Origin of the sequence: Kitasatospora sp. CMC57, assembly GCF_045866025.2 — a bacterium.
Lineage (GTDB): Bacteria > Actinomycetota > Actinomycetes > Streptomycetales > Streptomycetaceae > Kitasatospora.
In genome coordinates, this window is the sequence record NZ_AP035881.2 from 826,042 (window position 1) to 844,391 (window position 18,350).

Sequence of the window (18,350 nt, forward strand, 5' to 3'; positions counted from 1 at the left end):
GCTCTGCTTCGCGGCCATGCCGAGGTGGGGGTGGTGGTGCGGGGGGTTCGGTACTCCGTCAGAGCCGCCCGTGGATACCGACGGGCCCGGCCCTGCACTGCCGTGAGCAGGATGTGAACGCTCACACGGAACTGCCCCGGACGGAGCGAGCAGAGTTGGGGGGCGTGGCCGGAGTCAATACCCGCCCAGCGTGGGCCGTCAAGACCAACGACCTTTCTTTCCAAGGGAGTTGGCAAATCTGCGCGCAAACTCTTGACAGTCGGGACGGGGTGCCGCAGCGTGGGGCCGGACTCATGCCGTGGGCCGTTGCGGACTCAATGGGAGCGCTCCCATGAACTCGGGAGTGGCAGCGCCTCCCGTTCTCGTCGGAGCAGTGCGCGACGTCGAGCAGCCGCGGCCGCCCAGCGGACGCCACGGCGCGTGACGCGTCGAGGACATGGCCGCCCCGGATGCCGGGCATACGCGGGGGCACCGCGAGGGGCGGGAGTCGTGCCGCACAGAGAGGACGTCCCGGTGAATGGCGTAGCGAAGGACACGATTCACGCACCGGCCCGGAACGGCCGGTGGCTGCGTGTCGCCGGGCGGGCCGGCTTCGTGGCCCGTGGGGTGGTGTACCTCCGGGTCGGCTACCTGGCGTTGAAGATCGCGCTCGGGCACGGGGGCGGGGAGGAGGCCGACCGCCAGGGTGCGTTCCAGCAGGTGGCGGAGCAGCCGTTCGGCCGGGTGGCGCTCTGGCTCCTGGTCGTCGGCTTCGCCTGCATGGCGCTCTGGCGCGCCTCCGCGGCCGTCTTCGGTGGCGGGGAGCAGAGGAAGGCCGGCACCCGGATCCTCAACGGCGGCCGGGCCGTCTTCTACGCCGTCGTCTGCTGGGGAGCCGCCGCGTTCGCCGTCGGCGCGGGGGCTTCCTCCAACAGCGACACCAAGTCGCAGGACTGGAGCGCGACCCTGCTCGGCAAGCCGGGCGGCCGCTTCCTGGTCGGAGCGGTCGGACTGGCGGTAATCGGTGTCGGGATCGGTATCGCCGTCCGCGCCGTCCTCCGGAAGTTCCTCCGCAAGCTGGACACGGCCGTGATGAGCCCCAGGACCCGCACCGCGGTCACCGTCGCCGGCGCGGGCGGCAATGTGGCCCGTGGTGCGGTGTTCGCCGCCGCCGGTGTCTTCGCGCTGGTCGCGGCCGTCCGCTTCGATCCTGGTCAGGCCAAGGGAGTTGACGACACCCTCCGATCCTTCGCGTCCACACCGGTCGGCCCTTGGCTGCTGGTCGTGATCGCCCTGGGCCTGCTGTTGTTCGGCTGCTTCTCCTTCGCCAACGCCCGCTGGCGGCGCCTGTGACAGGTCTGGCTGCAGAGCCCGCACCCGGGGTGGCGGGTGCGGGCCGCCTAGGGTTGACGGAGCGTCAGCCGGTGGTGCAGGGAGTGCCGTTCAGGGTGAACTGGGTGGGCAGGCCGGCGTCGCCGGTGTGGTTGGCCTGGTAGCCGAAGGAGGTCGAGCCGCCGGGGCTGATGGTGCCGTTGTAGCTGAGGTTCCGGGCGCCGACCTGGCCACTGGACGGGGTGATGGTGGCGTTCCACGCGGAGGTGACCGTCTGGCCGGCGGGCAGGGTGAAGCCCAGCGTCCAGGCGGTGACGGTGCTGGAACCCGTGTTGGTGATCGTGAGGTTGTCGGTCAGGCCGGTGTTCCAGGCGTTGACCGCGCCGGTCACCTTGCAGCCGACGCCGGAGCTCGGGCTGGGGCTGGGGCTGGGGCTCGGGCTTGAACTCGGGCTCGGAGACGGCGAGTTGGAGGGCGAGGGACTGTTGGTCGCTCCGCCGAGCGCGTTCACCGAGGCGGTGTACGCGGGCTTCGGCTGGTAGTTGTTGTCGTACATGGTGGCGGCGCCGTAGCCCGGGAAGGTGCCGGGGATCCAGGAGTCCGCGTCGCCGGTGCCCCACTGGGTGACGCCGACGCAGCCGGAGACCGCCAGGCAGGTGTTGACGACGTTGGCGTAGTCGGTGGCCTGCTGGGCCAGGTTGGCACTGCTCGCCGGGAGCGGGATGCGGTCGTCCAGTTCGGTGATGGCGACGTTGACGCCGAGCGCGGTGAAGCGCTGGAGGTTCGCCTTCAGCGAGGACGGCACCTGGCCGACGATGAAGTGCGCCTGGAACCCGACGCCGTCGAGCGGGACGCCCTGGCTCTTGAGCGTCTTCACCAGGTTGTACATGGCGTCGCTCTTGGCGTTCTGGCCCTCGATGTTGTAGTCGTTCAGGTACAGCTTGACGTCCGGATCTGCCGCCCGGGCGGTGCGCAGCGCGTCCGCGACGAAGCCGCTGCCCATCGCGTTGTAGAACGCGTCGTTGCGGAAGCTGCCGTCCTCGTTGAACATCTCGTTGACCACGTCCCAGGCGTAGAGCTTGCCCTTGTAGTGGCCGACCTCGTTGGTGATGTGGTTGCGCATCGCTCCCTGCACCTGGCTGCCGGGCAGGTTGCTCACCCAGGACGGCAGCTGGTTGTGCCAGACCAGGGTGTGGCCGCGCACCTTCATCGTGTGGGTCTGCGCGAAGGCGACGAGCCGGTCGGCGGGCCCGTAGTTGAAGTTGCCCGGCGAGGACTCGACGGTGTCCCACTTCATCTCGTTGCCGGGGGTGAGCATGCCGAACTGGCTGCCGGCGACGGCGGTGAGGGTGGAGTTGTTCAGGTCGCTCTGGGTCATCGCCGTGCCGAAGTAGATGCCCTTCGCCTCGGCCAGGCTGCGCAGGGTGGGGCCTGCGGCGCCGGCCTGGCCGGCGGGCAGCAGGGCGGCTGCCGCCAGGGCGGCCGCGGCGGTGGCGGCGAGAGCGCCGAGGGCGCGGCGCTGACGCCTGGGGGTCGGGGTGGGGCTGGGGGTGCGGAGCGTCCGGACTGGCACCGGGTGGTCCCTTCTCTTTGGGGTGGGGGCAGAGAGAGCTGGACGTGCGGTGTTACGTGGAACGCTGACAGTGCGGAGCCCGTTCGAGTCCCTTCTTCGAAAGTTTCGACGGTCCCGCCGATTCCGATCGGTGACCCTAGAGGCCGTCCGACGGTCCGTCAACCCTTCGCGGCGGAGCGGTGCTGCTGCGCACGACCAACCTGGTGGCCAGGTCCACCCGGAGCGTGCCAGGACGCACCCCCCGGGCCAGGTCGATCACCAGACGGGCCGCGACCTCGGCCATCTCGGTCAGCGGCTGGCGCACCGTGGTCAGCGGCGGGCCGACCCAGCGGGCCAGCGGGAGGTCGTCGAAGCCCACCACACTGAGGTCCTCGGGGATCCGCAGGCCCAGTTCACGGGCGGCCTCGTAGAGCCCGAGCGCCTGGAGGTCGTTCCCGGCGAAGACGGCGGTCGGCCGGTCGGCCAGACCCAGCAGCTCCAGACCGACCCGCCGTCCGTCCTCGTGGTGGAAGTCGCCCTCGCGGACCAGTTCCGGGTCGTACACGATGCCCGCCATGTCGAGCGCCGCCCGGTAACCGTCGGCCCTGGCCCGGCTGCACATCATCCGGCCCGGGCCGCCGAGCAGGCCGATCCGCCGGTGACCGAGGTCGAGCAGGTGCCGGGTGGCGGCCAGGCCGCCGTCCCAGTTGGTGGTGCCGACCGCGGGTACCTCCTGGCCGGGGTCACCGGCCGGGTCCATCACCACGAACGGGATGTTGCGGCCCGCCAGTTGCTCCTGCTGCGAGCGGTCGAGGCCGGAGAGGACCAGCAGCACGCCGGTGGGGCGGCGGGCGAGCACCCCGTCCACCCAGGACTGGCCCGGGCTGAGCCGGCCGGAGGACTCGGAGAGCACGATGCTCAGCCCCTCCTCGCGCACCACGTTCTCCACCCCGCGGATCACCTCCATCGCCCAGGCGCTCTCCAGCTCGTGGAAGACAAGTTCGAGCAGCGGGCTGGCCTGGGCGCTGCCGCGCCGACGCCGGTAGCCGTGCCGACGCAGCAGCTCCTCGACCCGTTCCCGGGTGGCCGGGGCGACGTCGGCCCGGCCGTTCAGGACTTTCGAAACAGTCGGCGCGGAGACCCCCGCCTCCTGCGCGATCTCGGCGAGCGTGGCCGCTCTGCTCACGAAGCTCCTCCTGCACTGCCCCTGCTGGGCGGACGTCGTTGTCGGCATGTGTACGGCACGGATGCTAGCCCCTCGACGACCCGGATCCGATCTCGTCGGACCCCTTGACGGGCGCGCGGGACGGCCCTAAGTTTCCCACAACATTCGGCAATCTGACCGAAACATTCGAAACCGAGGGCAAGGTAATGGGATCGAGATTCGCCGCCATCGCTGTGGCCACCGCACTCGTCCTGGGCACGGCGACCGCCTGCGGGTCGGGCGGTAGCTCCGCCGACGCAGGCTCCGGGACCATCCACGTGATGGTCTACGGCGACGCCGCCAACAAGGTCGAGAAGCAGCTCGTCGAGACCTTCAACAAGACCTCCAAGGTCAAGATCGTCCTCGACACCATCCCCGGTGCGGACTACCAGCAGAAGCTGCAGACGGTCATCAACACCCCGCAGGCCCCCGACATCTTCTTCAACTGGGGCGGCGGCTCCATCCAGCCCTTCGTCAAGGCCGACCTGCTGCTCCCGTTGGACGGCTTCATCGCGGAGGACCCGGGGCTGAAGGCCAACTTCCTTCCCTCGGTCTTCAACTCGGCGGTGGTGGACGGCAAGGCGTACGGCGTGCCGATGCGTGGCACCCAGCCGGTCCTGCTGTTCCACAACAAGAAGGTGCTCGCGGACAACGGTCTCACCCCGCCGAAGACCTGGGACGAACTGGTCTCCGCCGCCAAGACGTTGAAGGCCAAGGGCGTGACCCCGATCGCGCTCGGCGGCGCCGACCAGTGGCCCACCCTGATGTGGTTCGAGTACCTGTACGACCGGATAGCCGGCCCCGGCCTGTTCCAGCACGCGCTGAGCGGGGACCAGGCGGCCTGGGCGGGTGAGGACAGCCGCAAGGCGCTCTCCACCCTCAAGGAACTGGTGGACGCCGGTGCCTTCGGCAGCAACTTCGACTCGGTGAAGTTCACCGACGGCGGCGCCCCCGCCCTGGTCGCGAAGGGCAAGGCGGCCTTCGAGCTGATGGGCTCCTGGTACTACTCCACCCAGCAGGAGGCCAACCCCGACTTCGCCAAGTCCGGCCTCGGCTACACCGGCTTCCCGTCGGTCAGCGGCGGCAAGGGCGACCAGGCCGACGTGGTGGGCAACACCAACAACTTCTACTCGGTGCTGAAGAAGACCAAGCACCCGGAGGCGGCGGCGGCCTTCCTCAAGCTGATGTACTCCGAGGAGTTCGTCAAGGCGCAGCTCTCCATCGGCAACCTGCCGACCACCACCAACACGGTCGACTTCCTGGACACCGCGGCCAGCCCCGCGTACTCCAAGTACCAGTACGAGCTGGTCAAGGCCGCACCCTCGTTCCAGCTCTCCTGGGACCAGGCGTACCCGCCGAGCGCCATGACCCCGATCCACGTCGCGGTCCAGCAGTTCTTCAACGGCAAGCTCGACGCCGACGGCTTCATCAAGGCCATGCAGGCCTTGCCGACCTCATGACCTCCGGCGGGAGGTCCGGCGCGGGGGTGACCCGGCCGGGCTTCGTCTGGGCGGCTCCCGCCGCCGTGTTCTTCCTGCTGTTCGCGATCCTGCCGCTGCTGCTGGTCGCCGTGCTCTCCTTCACCAGCTGGAACGGCATCACCGAGCCGCACTTCAACGGCCTGGCGAACTGGACCGGCCTGATCCACGACCCGGTGATGATCCAGTCCATCGGGACCACCCTGCTGCTCACCGTGCTCGGCGTGGTGACCCAGACGCCGATCAGCATCCTGCTCGGCGTCTGGGCCGCCGGCCCGCAGCGCAACCGGGCGGTGCTCTCGGCGGTCTACTTCGTCCCGCTGCTGCTGTCGGCGACCGCCGTCTCGGTGGTCTGGCGGGCGGTCCTGGACCCCAACTTCGGCGTGCCGTCGCAGCTGACCTGGCTGTTCGGCGACGGCAACCTGCTAGGGAGCCGATCCGGTGCGATCGCGGTGCTGACCTTCGTCGGTGTCTGGCAGTTCACCCCGCTGCACGCGCTGATCTACCAGGGCGGCGCCCGGGCGATCCCGCCGGTGCTCTACCAGGCCGCGGCCGTCGACGGGGCGGGCACCGTACGGCAGTTCTTCCACATCACCCTGCCGCAGCTGCGCAACACGATCATCACCTCGATGGTCCTGATGGTGGCCGGCGGCCTGACCACCTTCGACACGGTGCTGATCCTCACCCAGGGCGGCCCCGGCACCGACACCACCGTGAGCGCGTACTACATGTACCAGAAGGCCTTCAAGGGCTTCGACTTCGGCGCGGGCTCGGCGATCGCCCTGGTCCTGATCGTGGTCGCCACCCTGATCTCGCTCGCTGTCGTCCGGCTCTCCGGCTACGACCGGATGCGCTCCACGGCGGAGGGCCTCTGATGCGCCAACGCCCCAACTACCTGGCCGGGTTCGGCTCGATCGTCTGGCTGGTGCTGGTCGGGCTGCCGCTCTACGTGCTGCTGATCGCGACCTTCCGCACCCGCTCCGACTACTCCACCGAAGGCCCGCTCAGCCTGCCCGTCGAGTGGACCTTCCAGAACTACCTCACCGACCTCTCCAACGGCTTCGGCCAGGACTTCCTCAACACGCTCGTCGTCACCGTCGGCGTGGTCGCCATCGTGCTGCTGGTCGTCCCTCCCCTGGCGTACGCGATCGTGCGCGCCCGGGGCCGGGCCTCCGGCTGGGTGTTCCGGCTGTTCCTGCTCGGCCTCGCGATCCCCGCCCAGGCGGTGATCGTCCCGATGTTCTACGTGGTCAGCAAGACCGGCCTGTACGACCACCTGATCGGCATCATCCTGCCGACCACCGCCTTCTGCCTGCCGGTGTGCACCCTGATCCTGACCGGGGCGATGCGCGACATCTCGCCGGAACTCTACGAGGCGATGGCGATGGACGGCGCCTCCCCGGGGCGGGTCTTCCGGCAGCTGGTGCTGCCGCTGTCCAAGGGCGGCCTGTCCTCGATCGTGGTGTTCGCCGCGCTCCAGGCGTGGAACGGCTTCCTGTTCCCGCTGATCCTCACCCAGTCCGAGTCCACCAAGGTCATCACCCTCGGTCTGTACGAGTTCCAGACCGAACACGGCGTGGACGTCCCCGGACTGCTCAGCGCCGTGGTGCTGTCCATGCTTCCCATCTTCGTCGTCTACCTGTTCGCCCGTCGAGCCCTGGTCCAGGGGCTGATGGGCATGGGAGGAAAGTGAACAGCCGTCAGAACGCGTCGCCCGCTTGGAACGACGCCGCACTCACCCCGGAGGCCAGGGCGGACGCCCTGATCGCCGCGATGACCCTGCGCGAGAAGACCGCCCAACTGGTCGGCGTCTGGGTCGGTGCCAGCGACGAGGGCGGTGAGGTCGCCCCGCACCAGCACGAGATGGAGGAGCCGCCCGACCTCGGCACCCTGCTGCCTTACGGGCTCGGCCAGTTGACCCGTCCGTTCGGCACCGCCCCGGTCGATCCGGCGCTCGGCGCGCTCTCGCTGCTGCGCAGCCAGCAGCGGATCGCCGCCGCCAACCGGTTCGGCATCCCGGCGCTGGCCCACGAGGAGTGCCTGGCCGGTTTCGCCGCCTGGGGAGCCACCGCCTACCCGGTGCCGCTCTCCTGGGGTGCCACCTTCGACCCGTCGCTGGTACGGCGGATGGCCGCCACGATCGGCCGCGACATGCGGGCGGTCGGCGTGCACCAGGGGCTGGCCCCGGTGCTGGACGTGGTCCGCGACGCGCGCTGGGGACGGGTCGAGGAGACGATCGGCGAGGACCCGTACCTGGTCGGCACGGTCGGCACCGCCTACGTCCAGGGCCTGGAATCGGCCGGGATCGTGGCCACCCTCAAGCACTTCGCCGGCTACTCGGCCTCCCGCGCGGGCCGCAACCTCGCGCCGGTGGGCATGGGCCCGCGCGAACGGGCGGACGTCATCCTGCCGCCGTTCGAGATGGCGGTCCTGGAGGGCCGTCCGCGCTCGGTCATGCACGCCTACACCGACACCGACGGCCTTCCCTCCGCCGCCGACGAGGCCCTGCTCACCGGACTGCTCAGGGACACCTGGGGCTTCACGGGCACGCTGGTGGCCGACTACTTCGGCGTCGCCTTCCTCAAGACGCTGCACGGCGTAGCCGAGGACTGGTCGGACGCGGCCGCGCTCGCGCTGGCCGCCGGCGTCGACGTGGAACTGCCGACCGTGAAGACCTTCGGCCAACCGCTGCTGGACGCCGTCGAGAGCGGTGCCCTCCCGGAGGCGCTGATCGACCGGGCACTGCACCGGGTCCTGGTGCAGAAGGCCCAACTCGGGCTGCTGGACGCGGACTGGAGCCCGGTGCCGGCCGTCCTCGCCGACACCGACCTCGGCGAACCCGAGAAGCTGCGTGGCCTGGTCGACCTCGACCGGGCCGAGAACCGCCGGCTCGCGGCCCAACTCGCCGAGCAGGCCGTGGTGCTGCTGCGCAACGACGGCCTGCTGCCGCTGCGCCACCCGGCCCGGATCGCGCTGATCGGCCCGAACGGTGACGAACCGACCGCCGTGCTCGGCTGCTACGCCTTCCCGGTCCACGTCGGCGGCCAGCACCCGGAGACTCCGCTCGGCATCGAACTCCCCACCCTGCACGAGGCGTTGACAGCCGAGTTCGGCACCGAGCCGGTGACCGTCCGCGGCGTGACGGTCGACGGCGACTCCACCGACGGCGTCGCCGAGGCGGTACGGGCCGCACGCGAGGCTGACGTGGTGGTGCTCGCCCTCGGCGACCGGGCCGGTCTGTTCGGACGCGGCACCAGCGGCGAAGGTTGCGACGCGCAGTCCCTCGAACTTCCGGGTAGGCAGCGGCAGTTGCTGGAAGCCGTACTGGACACCGGAACCCCGGTGGTAGTCACGCTGCTCGCCGGGCGGCCGTACGCGCTCGGGCGGGCGGTCGGCGAGGCGGCGGCCATCGTCCAGTGCTTCTTCCCCGGCGAGGCCGGGACCCAGGCGGTGGCCGGTGTGCTCAGCGGGCGGGTCAACCCGTCCGGACGGCTGCCTGTCTCGGTCCCCGTCCACCCCGGCGTCCAGCCCTCGACCTACCTGGCGGCACGCCTGGGTCAGGCCGGCGAGGTCTCCAGCTCCGATCCGACGCCCGCCTTCGGCTTCGGACACGGCCTGAGCTACAGCGAGTTCACCTGGTCGGGGCTCCAGGTCGAGGTGGCCGAGACCGGCACCGACGGCGAGTTCCGGTGCGCCTTCGAGCTGCACAACACCGGCGCGCGGTCGGGCAGCGAGATCGTCCAGCTGTACCTGCACGACCCGGTGGCGAGCGTGGTGCAGCCGGTCCAACGGCTGGTCGGCTACCGGCGGATCCCGCTCGACACCGGCGCCGGGTGCCGGGTCGAGATCCGACTCCCGGCCGACCTGGCCTCGTTCACCGGCCGCGCGGGCCACCGGATCGTCGAACCGGGCGCGCTGGAACTGCGGATCTCCGCCTCCAGCACCGACATCCGGTTCGCCGTACCGCTGCGCCTGACCGGCCCGGTCCGGCCGGTCGACCACACCCGGCGGCTGCACCCGGTCGTCACCGTCGGGGCCGCCGACGGCAGCTAGTACACGGCGACCTGACCGAGGCCGAACTCCACCGGTACCGCCGCAGCCGGCGCGGACCGGTGGAGTTCGGCGCGTTCCGGCACCGGCGCGGGTCAGTCCGTCCCGCTGAGCGCGGCCTTGACGTTGTTCCTGGTCACCCCGAGCTTCCTGAGGACCTGGGCCGCGTGCTGCTCGACCGTACGTGGCGACAGGACGAGCGCCTGAGCGATCTCGCGGTTGGTCACGCCGCGCGCGATGAGCTCGGCCACCTGGCGTTCGCGCGGCGAGAGTTCACTGCCGTAGCTGCGACGGCCGCGCGCCCCGGGCCGGGCCAGTCCGAGTTCGCGCAGGGTGCGGAGACAGCGGCCGGCGTCGGCGGAGGCTCCCAGCTTCTCGAAGACGCCGACCGCCTCGTTCAGGCTGCTGACGGCGGCATCCGGGTCGCCGTCCGCCAGGGCCCGCCCCTGCCGTTCGGCGCACCGGGCGGCCTCGTACGGCCGGCCGATCCGGCGCCAGGCCGTGGCCGCGAGACCGAACTGCTGGGCGCCCAAGGCCGGTTCGGCCTGCTCGGCCAGCAGGCCGCGCGCGGTGTACAGGTCCGCCACCGCGCCCGGAGCGTCCCGGCCGGTCAGTGCGGCGCCCGCCTCCGCGACCAGACGCTGGGCGTACCGCTCCTCGCCGCAGCCGAGCGCGGCTTCCACGGCCGCCGGCACCAGGCCCGTCCCGCGCGGCCAGGCGGCGGCCAGGCGGAGTGCCTCCACGGCCGGGACACAGGTGCCCCAGGCGGCCTCGGCCGCCCCCTGGGCCAGCTGGAGCAGGGCGGTTCCCGCCGCCGCTCGGCAGGACGCGGTCACCTGGTTGCTGTGCCGGCCGATCTCCGTCGCGGTCTCCAGTCGGCTGAAGGCCCGGACCACCTGGCCGTGGGACGCGGCCAGCCGGGCACAGGCCAGACTCTGCTCCTCGGCGACCATCACGATGTCGGGGAACTCCTGTGCCAGCAGCGCGAAGCACTCCTCGAGGCCGTCCCACTGACCGCTCAGGAGCTCCAGCCTGAGCAGGGCGGTGCGGCTGTAGCACTCGATGTGCGGCATGCCGGACCGCGCGGCGAGGGCCCTGCCCTCCTCCAGCAGCGCGGCACCCCGGTCGTCGTGGCCGAGTTCCAAGGCGATCTCGCCGACGTTGTAGAGCGCCCGAGCGCTCTGCCGGAGCTCTTCGAGGTCCTCGGAGTGACGCGGGACCTGTGCGACCAACGGCCACACGCCCGGGTCCGCGTTCCGCGCCAGCAGGGTGAGCCGGGTGGCACGGGCCGTCGCCCGCATGGCCGGGTAGGGGCCGTCGCGCAGCAGCTCCTCGGCGCGCTCCAGCCACGTCCAGCACTGGCCCCCGGCGTCGCCTCGCTCGTTCATCGCCAGCGCGATCATCGCCCGGGCCGCCCGCTCGGGTACCCCGCGCAGCTCGGCGGCGGCCTTCTCGACCTCCAGGAACCCGCTGGAGTCCGAGTCGTGGTTGATCATCAGCAGTCCGAGCGTCAGCCGGACGTCGCCACGGGTCGCGTCGTCCAGCTGCGGGTCAGCCAGGATCCCGCGCAGCGCGGCGGCGCTGGCCTTGGAGTCGACACCGTTGACCAGGATCCTGGCCAGGGCGAGCGCGATCTGCGAGCGCGCCCCGATCTCCAGCGCCGGGGTGTCGAGGAGTTGTTGCAGCAGTGCCGCGGCGGTGCCCAGGTCACCGACGGAGATGGCCTGGTCGGCCGCCGCCCTGCCCTGCCGGAGCCACTCCTCGCGGTCGCCGAGCGCCTTGAGGTGGTAGGCGATCTGCACCAGCGGCTGCGGTGACTGCGCCCTGAGCGCCTCGACCGCCCGATGGTGCAGACGGGCGCGCTGGGGACCCGGGACGTACTCGTAGGCGGCCTGCTGGGCCAGGGCGTGACGATAGGCGTACCGGTGGTCCGCGGTCTCCTGGAGCAGCGCCGCGTCGATCGCCTCGGACAGACCGTCGGCGCCGAGCTCGACCGGCAGGCCCGCGACCTCGGTGAGCAGCGTCTCGCTCGCGGGGACGCCGATGACCGCCGCGGCGGCGGACACCGCCGCCGCCTCCGCCGAGAGCTTCGTCAGCCGCTCGGTGACGGCCTCCCGCAGGCCGGCCGGCACCTCGGCGCGCACCAGCACACCGGCGTACTCGCCGGACGGGTGCCGGCGGCTGTGCTCCAGCAGGGTCCGCAGGTCCTCCTCGGCGACCAGCGGCACGCCTTCGCTGCGCTGGTACAGCACCCGGACCAGCTCCGCGCCGGCGGCCGAGCCCATCACGTCCTGGGCGAGGGCGTCCACCTCCCGTTCGGAGAGCGGGTCAAGGTGCAGCCGGACGGTGCCCGCACCGGGTGACTGCCGCAGCGCGGTGCCGAGCGGCGGCATGCCGCTGGGCAGGTCGTCGGCCCGGTAGGTGAGCGCGAGCGACAGCTGCCGGGGCATGTCGCGGTGGAGCAGGAGCAGCAGTTCCCGGGTCGCGTCGTCGGCCCAGTGCAGGTCCTCCACCAGCAGGACGGTCGGGCCCAGGGCGGACAGGAACGAGCGCACCGCCTGGATCAGCTGCTGCCTGACGTCCCGGGGGTCGTCCGGCCGGGCGGGCGGTTGCGGGAGCCGGTCCGCGAGGTCCGGCAGCAGCGGGCCGAGCGCCCCGGTGCTCGGCGGGAGCACGCCCCGAGGGGGAAGGGCGGGGCCGGCCTCCCGCAGGGCGTCGATCACCGGACCGAACGGGTACGGCTCGCGGAGTGGGTGGCAGAAGCCGGTCAGGACCAGCCGGTCGGTCAGCGCCGAGGCTGCCTCCCGGACCAGTCGCGACTTCCCGATCCCGGCCTCGCCCTCCACCAGCACCACCGTCGGCGGTCGGCGCATGGCGGCGACCAGCAGCTCGAGTTCCCGCTCCCGGCCGACGAACCGGAAGCCCGTCGGAAGTGCAGCCGCGAACGGGAGGCGGGAGCCCATACGATCACCTCTTCTGCCGGGTACCTCTCGGCTGTGCCGGCTCCCGTCCATCATCGCAGGGCGGACCGGGCCTCCACGGGAGGGCGTTCTCCGCCCCTCGGCATTTCTTGCGTATACCTGTCTTACCGTGTCCCGGATCACTTCAGGTGCCCCGGCGCGGTGTCCTGACAGCGTGGGGACACCGGAATGCCCTGTCGGGAGCCAATATGATCACGTCACTGCGGACCGCTCGGGAACCGAGCGCGATCGGCCCTGAAGACCTCCGAATCCCCGGCGGCCGCGGGTCACGGGCCGCCGCCGGACCCCGGCCTTCCGGATGGGCGGTCTGCGCCACGGCGGTGACCGCCGACGCCGTACCGGCCCTGCGCCACTTCGCCTGTGACACCACCGGGCGGTGGCAGCTGCCGGAGAGCGTCGTCGACTCGGTCGCCCTGGTCGTCACCGAACTGGTCACGAACGTGTTGCTGCACAGCGGCAGTCCCGACGTCACCGTACTGATCAAGGTCCACGACACCTTCGTCACCGTTGAGGTCAGGGACACCGGACGGTGGCAGGTCCGCCACACCGTCCGACGCGCGACCGAGGACGCCGACGCGCCCTGCGGACGGGGTCTGGAGCTGGTCCGGCAGTGCAGCAGTTGGTCGCACGCCTACCTCAGCACGGCCGGGACCCGAATGGTGGCCTGCCTGCCCGTTACCGGGGCGTCGGACGGCCCCTAAGCGAGGCGGTCGCGCAGCCAGCGCTCGGTGGCGTTGATGTGCATCAGTGCGGCGGCCTGCGCGAGGTCCGCGTCCCGGGCGACCAGGGCCTGGTAGATGGCCTCGTGTTCGGCGATGGTCCGCCCGGCCGCGTCGGCGTCGACCGAGCCGCGCCAGATCCTGGCCCGCAGGGTGCGTCCCGAGATGTGCTCCAGCAGGGTCGCCAGGGTCTCGTTCCCGGTGGCCCGGATCACCGCCCCATGAAAGTCCGCGTCGTGCCGGTTCAGCAACTCCACGTCGTACCGCGCCGCGCGCATCGCGACCAGGTGCCGTTCCACCTCGGCGAGGCCCTCCTCGGTGATACGGGACGCGGCCAGCGCGGTGGCGACCGGCTCGAACAGCCTGCGGACCTCGGTCAGTTCGAGCACCGTGTCCCCCTGGAGCAGGCTCACCGCCCCACCCAGGCCCTCCAGCAGCAGGCCGGGCGCCAGGCTGGTCACGTACGTGCCGTCACCACGCCGGATCTCCAGGACCCGGGCGACGACGAGCGTCTTGACCGCCTCCCGCATCAGGTTCCGCGACAGGCCCAGCTCGGCCGCGAGCTGCTGCTCGGGCGGCAGCTTGTCCCCCGGCCGCAGCTCACCGTCCTGGATCAGCTGGCGGATACGGGCGATGGCCTTGTCGGTCAGTGACACGGCGACAACCTAACAGGCAGGCCCCGGCCCGAGAAGATCAGAGACAGGCCAGATGAGTACTACTCATCTCTGTGCCAGAGGTCATTTTGATCGACGATCCTCCCCGCGACGACACCAACCTCCACGTGGGCTTATGGCAGCAAAGCATGTCGTAGGCGTTACCCAGGCGCAAAATATGCATGCCTATCCCCTTGACGCGGCCCTGGATCCCGCAGATAAATGCAACTCATAGTCCGCCCACCCTCAGGGAGCCGCACATGAACACCGGCCCGACCGCCCGCACGTGGCCGAAGGCGCTCGCCACCGTGGCGTCCGCCCTGCTACTGATACCGATGGCGGCCTCCACCCAGGCCGCCGCCTCCACCCAGGCCACGTACTACGTCGCCCCCGACGGCAACGACGCCGGCCCCGGCACGATCACGGCGCCGTTCAGGACCGTCCAGCACGCGCGGGACGTGGTGCGCACGGTGAACAGCACCATGTCCGGAGACATCTACGTCTACCTCCGCGGCGGCAACTACCCGGTCGGCAGCACGATCGACCTGACCGCGGCCGACTCCGGAACCAACGGCCACCGCATCGTGTACACCGCCTACCAGGCGGAGAAGCCCGTCCTCAACGGCGGCGTCCAGGTCACCGGGTGGACCCAGCACAGCGGGAACATCTGGAAGGCTCCGCTCAACCGCGACCTCAAGCTCCGCGCGCTCTACGTCAACGACAAGCGCGCCGTCATGGCCTCGAAGACCGTCAACTCGGCCGGGTGCTACGGAACGTACACCGTCACGGCGGGGCAGGCACCGTGGGCCTGGGAGTCGGGTTCGCAGTGCGACGGCGCCAAGTACGGCCTCTCCGATCTACCCGCCGTCGCCCTCAACCAGGACGACGTCGAGATCGAGTCGGCGACGACCTGGACCACCGCGATCGTGGGAGTCCGTCAGATCACCACCACTCCGGACGGCGCCAACCGCGTGGCCCTGTTCCAGCAGCCGGGCGGGGCCATCGCCCAGGGGCCGCCGAACGGCAACCTCAACACCGGCGGCACCCACACGGTCATGAACGCGTACGAATTCCTGGACCAGCCGGGCGAGTTCTACTTCGACAAGACCAACCGGGTGGTCTACTACTACAAGGCCGCCGCCGAGGACATGACGTCCGCCCAGGTCTTCGCGCCGAACAACGTGTCCAGCCTGATCCGGATCGCCGGCACCTCGACGACCGACCACGCGCGCAACATCACGCTCTCCGGCCTCACCGTCGAGCACTCCGACTGGAACCTGGTCAACGTGGCGGGTTCGGTCTTCCGGCAGGGGCAGCAGGGCAACGCCAACGCGTCGGTGTACGCCAAGAAGAACTTCCACGCCTACTACTACCGGAACGTGGACGTGGGTCCGGGCGCCGTCCAGATCGAGAACGCCGACGGGATCGTCCTGCAGCGCAACACGGTGCAGCACACCGGCACCGACGGGATCAACATGGTCAACGACGTCTCGGACACCCGGTTGACCGGCAACTACACGAACGACATCGGCGGCTCCGCCATCACCGTCGGGCACCCCCAGCACGTGTACATCGGCGACCACACCGCGACGAACGGCGAGAAGTACCCGAGCGAGGCCGAGGGCGTCTGCAAGAACATCACGATCACGGACAACTACCTCTACGACAGTGCGGTGCTGTTCCGGGGGTCCAGTGCGGTGTCGGCCTACTTCGCCGACTCGCTGTCCGTGCAGCACAACCGGATCGAGAAGACCCCGTGGTCCGGCGTGACGCTCGGCTGGGGATGGTGGAACTTCGACGGATCGGCGAACTCGGTCCGCCCCGGCGTCCCGACCAGCACGGCGCGGAACAACAACATCAGCTACAACCACATCATCGACACGATGCAGCTGCTCGGCGACTCCGCTCCCATCTACACCCTGGGCAGCCAGCCGGGCACCGTGATCAGCAACAACTACCTCCAGGGCGTCCCGGGCGGCCACAAGTACGGCCTCCACCCCGACGAGGGATCCGCCTACCTCGACTTCCACGACAACGTGCTCGACCTCGATCACGACATCGCCTACGCGGTCAACTCCGGTACGTGGGGCCGCCAGCACGACCTGAGCATCACCAACACCTACGGGACCGTGGGCAGGATCGCGAACAAGAACGTCCCGAACAGCACCATCCAGGACGTACAGGTCTACTCGGACGGCGTGTGGCCCTCGCAGGCGTACGGCATCGCCGTGAACGCCGGCCTCGAGGACGCGTACCGGGACCTCGTCCCGCCGAGCAGGCTCGGCGTGCAGGACCGGCTCCTGCCCGCGAGCACGTTCGCCGGAAAGGGCGTGACCTCGGTTCCGGTCCGAAGCGCCGGTGACGCGAGCAAGACCCTCTGGCTGGCGCCTGCGGGTACGACGACGTTCGCGGTCGGCCGGACCATGACCACCGCGGGCGGAACCGCGACCAGCATTACCGTCCCGGCGGCGACCGGTGACTACCGCCTCTACGTCGTGGACGCGCAGGGCAACGCCTCGGCCGCGTCGAAGGCGCTCGTGCGGCAGCAGTGGGACCTGGTCGACGACAAGGACGCCGGCGTCACCTACGGTCCCGGCTGGTCGAGTTGGAGCGACTCGGCCGACTACAAGGGCTCCGAGAGCTACACGAGCAGGGCGGGCGACCACGTCCAGTACTCGTTCACCGGAACGGGAGTCCGCTACCTCGGCATGAAGCAGCCGAACATGGGCAAGGTGGACGTCTACCTCGACGGCAGCCTCGCCCAGTCGGGCATCGACGCCTACGGCCCGACCGTGACGAAGCAGGTCGCCCTGTTCGAGCGGACGGATCTCGCGCCAGGCACTCACACCATCAAGGTCGTGTGCACCGGGACGAAGAACTCCTCCGCCACCAACACCGTCTGTGCGCTGGACGCCTTCGCCGCCTTGCCGTTCCCCGCCACCAACGCCTACTACAAGCTCCTGAACAAGAGCAGCGGCCTGGCGGTCGACGTCAGCGGCGGATCGACCTCCGACGGGGCGAACATCGTCCAGTGGAACGACAGCGGCGCCGACAACCAGCACTGGCAGTTCGTCCCGGTGGGCGACGGCAGCTTCGAGATCGTCAGTCGGCGGAGCGGCAAGCTGCTGGACGTCTACATGGCCTCCACCGCGGACGGGGCGTCCATCGTCCAGTGGTCGGACAAGAACGGTCCGAACCAGCACTGGACCCTCACCAGCGCCGTAAGCGGATACGTCAAGGTCAAGAACGTGAACAGCGGCAAGGTGCTGGCACCGTCCGGCTCGTCCAGGACGGCCGGCGCTCAGGTCGTCCAGACGACCGATACCAACGCCGACAGCCAGCTCTGGCAGATCGTCAACGGGACGAGCTGACGCCCCCTCAGGAGGAGGACATGCTTCTCAGGTCGCCGGAGAGGCCGTCCCCGGTACGTCGGGCCTGATCAGGCCCCGGGCCCGGAGGTCCTCCCAGAGGCCGTCCGGGACGGGTCGACCGTGGAGCTCCACGTTCCGCTCGACCTGTTCCGGACTCCGCATCCCCAGGGTGACGTTGACGACGGCGGGGTGGGTGTACGGGAAGGCGATCGCGGCGGCGGGCAGCGTGGTGCCGTGCTGCTCGCAGACGTCGGCGACCGCCCGCGCCCGGCGGAGCACCTCCGCCGGGACGTTCCGGTAGTCGTACTTCATGCCGGGGACGGGCCGGTCGCGGGAGAGCAGACCGGAGTTGAACACGCCGACCGCCACCACGCTCTTGCCGAGCTCCTCTGCCGCGGGCAGGACGTCGTCCAGGGCGGACTGGTCGAGGAGGGTGTAGCGCCCGGCGAGCATCACCACGTCGGCGGCGGTCTCGCGCAGGAAGCGGGCGGGCATCGCCGACTGGTTCATACCGGCGCCGATGGCGCCGATCACGCCCTGGTCGCGAAGGTCGGCGAGAGCGGGCATGGCCTCCTCGGCGGCCTGCCGCCAGTGGTCGTCGGGATCGTGCAGGAAGACGATGTCCAGCTGGTCCAGGCCGGAGCGCGACAGCGTCTGCTCGATGGAGCGGAGCACGCCGTCGCGGCTGAAGTCCCACTGGCGGCGCAGGTCGTCGGGGACGGCGAATCCCTCGGTGTCGATGCCGCGCGGCCGCTCGTTGGCCACGAGCAGCCGGCCCACCTTCGAGGAGACGACGTACTCCGCCCGCGGGCGGTCCCGCAGTGCGGCGCCCAGTCGCCGCTCGGAGAGGCCGAGGCCGTAGTGCGGTGCGGTGTCGAAGTACCGGATACCGGCGGCCCAGGCGGCGTCGATCGCGGCCACCGCGTCATGGGCCGGGGTCTCGCGGTAGAGGTTGCCGATCACCGAGGCACCGAAACCGAGCTCGGTGACCGCGACCGACGTGTTCGGGATCTTCCGTTGGCGCACAGCAA

12 protein-coding genes are annotated in these 18,350 nt (G+C 70.7%); 7 read left to right on the plus strand and 5 right to left on the minus strand.

Features of this window, described 5'->3' with window-relative positions; translation table 11 throughout:
* Positions 1-513: 513 nt before the first annotated feature.
* Positions 514-1,332: a DUF1206 domain-containing protein gene (locus ACKUU6_RS03825; protein WP_407987001.1), complete on the plus strand. Its 819-nt coding sequence runs from the start codon at positions 514-516 to the stop codon at positions 1,330-1,332.
* Between the two features lie 64 nt (positions 1,333-1,396).
* Here the strand turns inward: ACKUU6_RS03825 and ACKUU6_RS03830 are convergent, their stop codons facing one another.
* Together ACKUU6_RS03830 and ACKUU6_RS03835 are read right to left on the minus strand one after the other, a co-directional pair.
* The gene (locus ACKUU6_RS03830) at positions 1,397-2,884 is read right to left on the minus strand and encodes an endo-1,4-beta-xylanase (RefSeq protein WP_407987003.1); all 1,488 of its coding nucleotides are present in this window, start codon (positions 2,882-2,884) and stop codon (positions 1,397-1,399) included.
* 136 nt (positions 2,885-3,020) lie between these two features.
* Positions 3,021-4,097 (minus strand): LacI family DNA-binding transcriptional regulator, encoded by a 1,077-nt coding sequence (locus ACKUU6_RS03835; RefSeq protein ID WP_407987004.1) that lies wholly within the window; start codon positions 4,095-4,097, stop codon positions 3,021-3,023.
* A gap of 137 nt (positions 4,098-4,234) precedes the next feature.
* Between ACKUU6_RS03835 and ACKUU6_RS03840 the strand changes: the two genes are divergently transcribed.
* From ACKUU6_RS03840 to ACKUU6_RS03855, 4 genes are all read left to right on the plus strand, one after another.
* Complete coding sequence (locus ACKUU6_RS03840; RefSeq protein ID WP_407987005.1) at positions 4,235-5,527, plus strand: ABC transporter substrate-binding protein; 1,293 nt, start codon at positions 4,235-4,237, stop codon at positions 5,525-5,527.
* A complete protein-coding gene (locus tag ACKUU6_RS03845) occupies positions 5,524-6,420 on the plus strand; it encodes a carbohydrate ABC transporter permease (protein WP_407987006.1) in 897 nt (298 codons plus the stop codon). The genes ACKUU6_RS03840 and ACKUU6_RS03845 overlap by 4 nt, the downstream gene beginning before the upstream one ends.
* Positions 6,420-7,238 (plus strand): carbohydrate ABC transporter permease, encoded by an 819-nt coding sequence (locus ACKUU6_RS03850; protein ID WP_407987007.1) that lies wholly within the window; start codon positions 6,420-6,422, stop codon positions 7,236-7,238. Before ACKUU6_RS03845 ends, ACKUU6_RS03850 begins: the two co-directional genes overlap by 1 nt.
* 80 nt (positions 7,239-7,318) lie before the next feature.
* Complete coding sequence (locus ACKUU6_RS03855) at positions 7,319-9,598, plus strand: beta-glucosidase family protein (protein WP_407992031.1); 2,280 nt, start codon at positions 7,319-7,321, stop codon at positions 9,596-9,598.
* Positions 9,599-9,690: 92 nt separating this feature from the next.
* Here the strand turns inward: ACKUU6_RS03855 and ACKUU6_RS03860 are convergent, their stop codons facing one another.
* Positions 9,691-12,558, minus strand: coding sequence for an ATP-binding protein (locus tag ACKUU6_RS03860; RefSeq protein WP_407987008.1), 2,868 nt, complete (start codon positions 12,556-12,558; stop codon positions 9,691-9,693).
* 338 nt (positions 12,559-12,896) lie between these two features.
* Here ACKUU6_RS03860 and ACKUU6_RS03865 point away from each other — a divergent pair, with 338 nt between their 5' ends.
* Positions 12,897-13,277 carry an ATP-binding protein gene (locus ACKUU6_RS03865; protein ID WP_407987009.1) on the plus strand — a complete coding sequence of 127 codons (381 nt, stop codon included), beginning with the start codon at positions 12,897-12,899 and terminating at the stop codon, positions 13,275-13,277.
* Here ACKUU6_RS03865 and ACKUU6_RS03870 read toward each other — a convergent pair.
* Positions 13,274-13,951, minus strand: coding sequence for a FadR/GntR family transcriptional regulator (locus ACKUU6_RS03870; RefSeq protein WP_407987010.1), 678 nt, complete (start codon positions 13,949-13,951; stop codon positions 13,274-13,276). The two genes, ACKUU6_RS03865 and ACKUU6_RS03870, sit on opposite strands and share 4 nt — an antisense overlap.
* Before the next feature lie 257 nt (positions 13,952-14,208).
* Between ACKUU6_RS03870 and ACKUU6_RS03875 the strand changes: the two genes are divergently transcribed.
* On the plus strand, positions 14,209-17,319 hold the full coding sequence (locus tag ACKUU6_RS03875; protein WP_407987011.1) for an RICIN domain-containing protein: 3,111 nt from the start codon (positions 14,209-14,211) through the stop codon (positions 17,317-17,319).
* A gap of 27 nt (positions 17,320-17,346) precedes the next feature.
* Here ACKUU6_RS03875 and ACKUU6_RS03880 read toward each other — a convergent pair whose 3' ends face one another.
* The gene (locus ACKUU6_RS03880) at positions 17,347-18,345 is read right to left on the minus strand and encodes an aldo/keto reductase (protein ID WP_407987012.1); all 999 of its coding nucleotides are present in this window, start codon (positions 18,343-18,345) and stop codon (positions 17,347-17,349) included.
* Positions 18,346-18,350 lie beyond the last annotated feature (5 nt).

Bases quoted from the DNA above. Each gene is read 5' to 3' on its own strand.
- ACKUU6_RS03850 (WP_407987007.1), top strand. From the start codon at position 6,420: ATGCGCCAACGCCCCAACTACCTGGCCGGGTTCGGCTCGATCGTCTGG.
- ACKUU6_RS03840 (WP_407987005.1), top strand. From the start codon at position 4,235: ATGGGATCGAGATTCGCCGCCATCGCTGTGGCCACCGCACTCGTCCTG.
- ACKUU6_RS03845 (WP_407987006.1), top strand. From the start codon at position 5,524: ATGACCTCCGGCGGGAGGTCCGGCGCGGGGGTGACCCGGCCGGGCTTC.
- ACKUU6_RS03835 (WP_407987004.1), bottom strand. From the start codon at position 4,097: ATGCCGACAACGACGTCCGCCCAGCAGGGGCAGTGCAGGAGGAGCTTC.
- ACKUU6_RS03855 (WP_407992031.1), top strand. From the start codon at position 7,319: ATGACCCTGCGCGAGAAGACCGCCCAACTGGTCGGCGTCTGGGTCGGT.
- ACKUU6_RS03860 (WP_407987008.1), bottom strand. From the start codon at position 12,558: ATGGGCTCCCGCCTCCCGTTCGCGGCTGCACTTCCGACGGGCTTCCGG.
- ACKUU6_RS03875 (WP_407987011.1), top strand. From the start codon at position 14,209: ATGAACACCGGCCCGACCGCCCGCACGTGGCCGAAGGCGCTCGCCACC.